Here is a 4,279-nt window from a genome sequence, read left to right on the forward strand (position 1 = left end):
CCGGCCGGGGCGGGGTCGTGGCCGCCGGACGGGGGGCCGGAGCGGCCTCTTCCATCGCCTGGCCGCACAGTGCGCAGGTGGCCGAGCGTGCCGGGTTGAAACCGTCACAATTCGGGCAGACCACCGGGAGCGCGGACAGCAGAAGCTGAGACATGGGCAGAGGGCCAATCTAGGGGGGCGTGAAACGCCGGGTCAACGAAAGCCTCGGACCAATTTCCAGGGCGCCCGGGCCTCCAGGACCCGGCGGGGCACGCGATGTTCCAGGGTAACGTTGCCCCTGCTGTTTGAGGCAGTTACGATTGTCACCGCCTCGATGATTCGCCTGAACGACATCCTGCAGCGGGTTGCGTCGTACCACCCGGACCCCGACCTGGACATCATCAAGAAGGCGTACGTCTACTCGGCCAAGGTCCATCAAGGGCAACTCCGCAAGTCGGGAGAGCCCTATCTCGTCCACCCGCTGGAGGTGGCGGGCATCCTCGCGGAGCTGAAGCTGGACGAGGCGTCCATCGTCACCGGCCTGCTCCACGACACCATCGAAGACACGCTCGCCACCGCGGAGGAGCTCACGGAGCTGTTCGGTCCGGAGGTCGCCCAACTGGTGGACGGCGTGACGAAGCTGTCCAAGTTCTCCGCGTCCGCGACGCTCTCCCAGGAGGAGAAGCAGGCGGAGAACTTCCGCAAGATGATCATCGCGATGGCGCAGGACATCCGCGTCATCCTCGTGAAGCTGGCGGACCGCACGCACAACATGCGGACGCTGGATCACATGTCCGAGGAGAAGCAGGCCCGCATCGGACAGGAGACGCTGGACATCTACGCGCCCCTGGCCAACCGCCTGGGCATCTCCTGGATCAAGACGGAGCTGGAGGACCTGTCCTTCCGCTACGTGAAGCCCCAGGAGTTCTTCGCGCTGGAGGAGCAGCTCAACAAGCGCAAGAAGGAGCGCGAGGCGTACATCGAGGACACCTGCGACCTGATGCGCGCCAAGCTCCAGGAGCGCGGCCTCAAGGGCGACGTCAGCGGGCGCTTCAAGCACGTCTACAGCATCTGGAAGAAGATCAAGTCGCAGGGCATCGACTTCGATCAGATCCACGACATCATCGCGTTCCGCATCATCGCGCCGTCGGTGCCCTCCTGCTACGAGGCGCTGGGCATGGTGCACCAGATGTGGAAGCCGGTGCCCGGGCGCTTCAAGGACTTCATCGCCATCCCGAAGCCCAACATGTACCAGTCCCTGCACACCACGGTGATTGGTCCGTTGAGCGAGCGCGTGGAGGTGCAGATCCGCACCTCGGAGATGCACAAGATCGCCGAAGAGGGCATCGCGGCGCACTGGGCCTACAAGGAAGGCCGCGCGCCCATCTCCAAGGACGACGAGAAGTTCGCCTGGCTGCGCCAGCTGATGGAGTGGCAGCAGGACCTCAAGGACCCCAAGGAGTTCCTGGAGACGGTGAAGGTCGACCTCTTCACCGACGAGGTCTTCGTCTTCACGCCCAAGGGCGACGTGCGCAGCCTGCCGCGCGGCGCGACGCCGGTGGACTTCGCGTACGCCATCCACTCGGACGTGGGCGGCCGGTGCGTGGGCGCCAAGGTGAACGGCAAGATTGTTCCCCTGCGCTACAAGCTGAAGAACGGCGACACGGTGGAGGTGCTCACCAGCCCGCAGGCGCACCCGTCCAAGGACTGGCTCACCTTCGTCAAGACGAGCCGCGCGCAGCAGCGCATCCGCGGCTTCATCAAGCAGCAGCAGCGCGACAAGAGCCTGCAGCTGGGCCGTGAGCTGGTGGAGCGCGAGTTCAAGCGCTTCCAGCTCAACTTCAACAAGCTGGTGCGCTCCGGCGAGGTGAAGAAGGTCGCCGAGGAGCTGGGCTTCCGCGTCGAGGACGACATGCTGGTCGCCATCGGCTACGGCAAGGTGACGCCGCAGCAGCTGGTGATGCGCCTGGTGCCGCAGGAGAAGCTGGCGCAGGCGGAGCCGCCTCCGCGTCCCACGGACGGCAACGGTCCGGGGGCGAACGCGTCCATGCTGCCGGGCCTGTCGCGCATGACGGACCTGGCCAAGCGGCTGGTCGGGCGCAACAGCCGCAGCGGCGTCCAGATTGGCGGCGTGGACGACGTGCTGGTGCGCTTCGGGCGCTGTTGCAACCCCGTTCCCGGAGACCCCATCGCGGGGTTCATCACCCGGGGGCGGGGCGTGACGGTGCACACGGTGGGGTGTGAGAAGGCCCTGGCCACGGACCCCGAGCGGCGCGTGGACGTGTCCTGGGACGTGAAGGGCGACTTCAAGCGGCCCGTCACGCTGCGCGTGCTGACAGCGGACCGGCCGGGCCTGTTGGCGGACATCACCAACACGTTCTCCAAGAAGAGCGTCAACATCTCCCAGGCGAACTGCCGGGCCACCGGCGACGACCGGGCCGTCAATACCTTCGAGGTCACCATCTCCGACCTCAAGCAGCTGACGGACCTGATGCGCTCCATCGAGCGGTTGACGGGCGTCTACTCGGTCGAGCGAATCTAGCCCTGTCCTGTGCTACAGCCCGCGGCGGACCCGCGGCCCCCGTCCTCCTTGGGGGCCGCCGCAACGCGAGGTGTGCTGCATGGCGCGCAAGGCAATCCACTCCGACGACGCCCCCAAGGCGATTGGCCCCTACTCCCAGGCCGTGCAGGTGGACGCCGGGAAGATGACGTTCCTGTCCGGCCAGATTCCCCTGGATCCGAAGACGATGGAGTTGGTCCCCGGTGACGTCGTCGCGCAGGCCGAGCAGGTGATGAAGAACCTGCAGGCCGTGCTCGCCGCCAGCGGCCTGGACTTCAGCCACGTCGTGCGCTGCACCATCTTCCTCACCAACCTGGGTGACTTCGCCAAGGTGAACGAGGTGTACGGCCGCGCCTTCACCGGCTCCCCTCCGGCCCGCGCCACCGTGCAGGTGTCCGCGCTGCCGCGCGGCTCCCAGGTGGAGATCGACGCCATCGCCGTCTCCTGACGCCGCACCGGGGACTCGCTGGAAACACGAAGGCCGCCGGTTCCCGCTGAGGGAGCCGACGGCCTTTGTGCTTCAACAGCGGGGAGGGGCTACTTCGCTTCCGCCGCCATCGCGACGCCGGCCTTCTTCAGCTCCTCGTCGATGACCTTCTTGAAGGCCTCGAAGGGCTGCGCACCCACCAGCGTGCGGCCGTTGATGAAGAACGTCGGGGTGCCGTTGGCGCCCTTGGAGGAGCCGTCCGCCATGTCCGCCTCGATCTGCTTGTCGAACTTGCCCGACTCCAGGTCCGTCTTGAACTTGTTCACGTTCAGGCCGATTTCCTGGGCGTACTTCTCCAGGCTGGCGCGGTCCAGAGCGCGCTGGTTGGCGAAGAGCTTGTCGTGCATCTCCCAGAACTTGCCCTGCTCGTTCGCGGCCATGGAGGCCACGGCGGCGAGCTTCGCGTTCTGGTGGAAGGGCAGGGGCTGGTGCTTGAAGGCGAACTTGACCTTGCCCTTGTAGACCTTCTCCACCTGCTCGATGGTCGGCACGGCGCGGCTGCAGAAGGGGCACTCGAAGTCGGACCAGGCGACGATGGTGACGGGCGCGTTCTTCGGGCCACGCACCGGGGCGTTGCCCACCTCCACCTTCTGCACTTCCGGCTCGGCGGGCGCCGCGGGGGCGGCCGGAGCGGCGTTCACGTTGTCCTGGTTCAGCTTGGCGTAGAGGTCCTCCGCCTTGGTGCCGGCGGCGAGCGCCTTGTCGGCCTTGGCGATCTCCTGGTCGATGAGGGGCTTGAAGGCCTCGAAGGGCTGCGCGCCGGAGAGGAAGCGGCCGTTGATGAAGAAGGCCGGGGTGCCGTTGGCGCCCACCGCCATGCCCGCGGAGGAGTCCGCGTCCACCTTCGCGGAGATCTTGCTCGACTCCAGGGCGGCCTTGAACTTGTTCATGTCCAGGCCCAGCTCCTGGGCGTACTTCTCCAGGTCACCGCGCTCCAGGGCGCGCTGGTTGGCGAAGAGCTTGTCGTGCATCTCCCAGAACTTGCCCTGCTCGTGGGCGGCCATGGAGGCCTGCGCGGCGATCTTCGCGTGCGAGTGCATGGGCAGCGGCTGGTGGCGGAACACCACGCGCACGTCCTTGCCGTAGGTCTCCTTGATCTTGTTCAGGGTCGGCACGGCGCGGCTGCAGAACGGGCACTCGAAGTCGGACCACTCGACGATGGTCACCTTCGCGGTGGCCGGGCCGAAGGAGGGGGAGTCCGCGGGGACTTCCACCTTCTTCGCGGCGGCGGCGGGCTCCGCCTGCTGCTGGGC

Annotated in this window: 3 protein-coding genes; 2 read left to right on the forward strand and 1 reads right to left on the reverse strand. The window is 66.9% G+C overall.

The window, feature by feature from the left end:
* Positions 1 to 313 precede the first annotated feature (313 nt).
* Both D7Y15_RS42490 and D7Y15_RS42495 read left to right on the forward strand, forming a co-directional pair.
* Positions 314 to 2,521: a bifunctional (p)ppGpp synthetase/guanosine-3',5'-bis(diphosphate) 3'-pyrophosphohydrolase gene (locus D7Y15_RS42490; RefSeq protein WP_121756114.1), complete on the forward strand. Its 2,208-nt coding sequence runs from the start codon at positions 314 to 316 to the stop codon at positions 2,519 to 2,521.
* A gap of 79 nt (positions 2,522 to 2,600) precedes the next feature.
* Entirely contained in the window at positions 2,601 to 2,987 is a 387-nt protein-coding gene (locus D7Y15_RS42495; RefSeq protein WP_120581531.1) for a RidA family protein, read from the forward strand.
* Positions 2,988 to 3,076: 89 nt separating this feature from the next.
* Here the strand turns inward: D7Y15_RS42495 and D7Y15_RS42500 are convergent.
* Positions 3,077 to 4,279 (reverse strand): thioredoxin domain-containing protein (locus D7Y15_RS42500; RefSeq protein ID WP_148713028.1); only part of this gene is annotated, 1,203 nt, incomplete at its 5' end.

It is taken from the genome of Corallococcus sp. AB030, from assembly GCF_003668965.1.
In the GTDB taxonomy this organism is placed as follows: domain Bacteria; phylum Myxococcota; class Myxococcia; order Myxococcales; family Myxococcaceae; genus Corallococcus; species Corallococcus exiguus.

What these genes read in the sequence shown, in the direction of transcription:
- D7Y15_RS42490 (WP_121756114.1), top strand. Translation starts at nt 314, where the DNA reads ATGATTCGCCTGAACGACATCCTGCAGCGGGTTGCGTCGTACCACCCG.
- D7Y15_RS42495 (WP_120581531.1), top strand. Translation starts at nt 2,601, where the DNA reads ATGGCGCGCAAGGCAATCCACTCCGACGACGCCCCCAAGGCGATTGGC.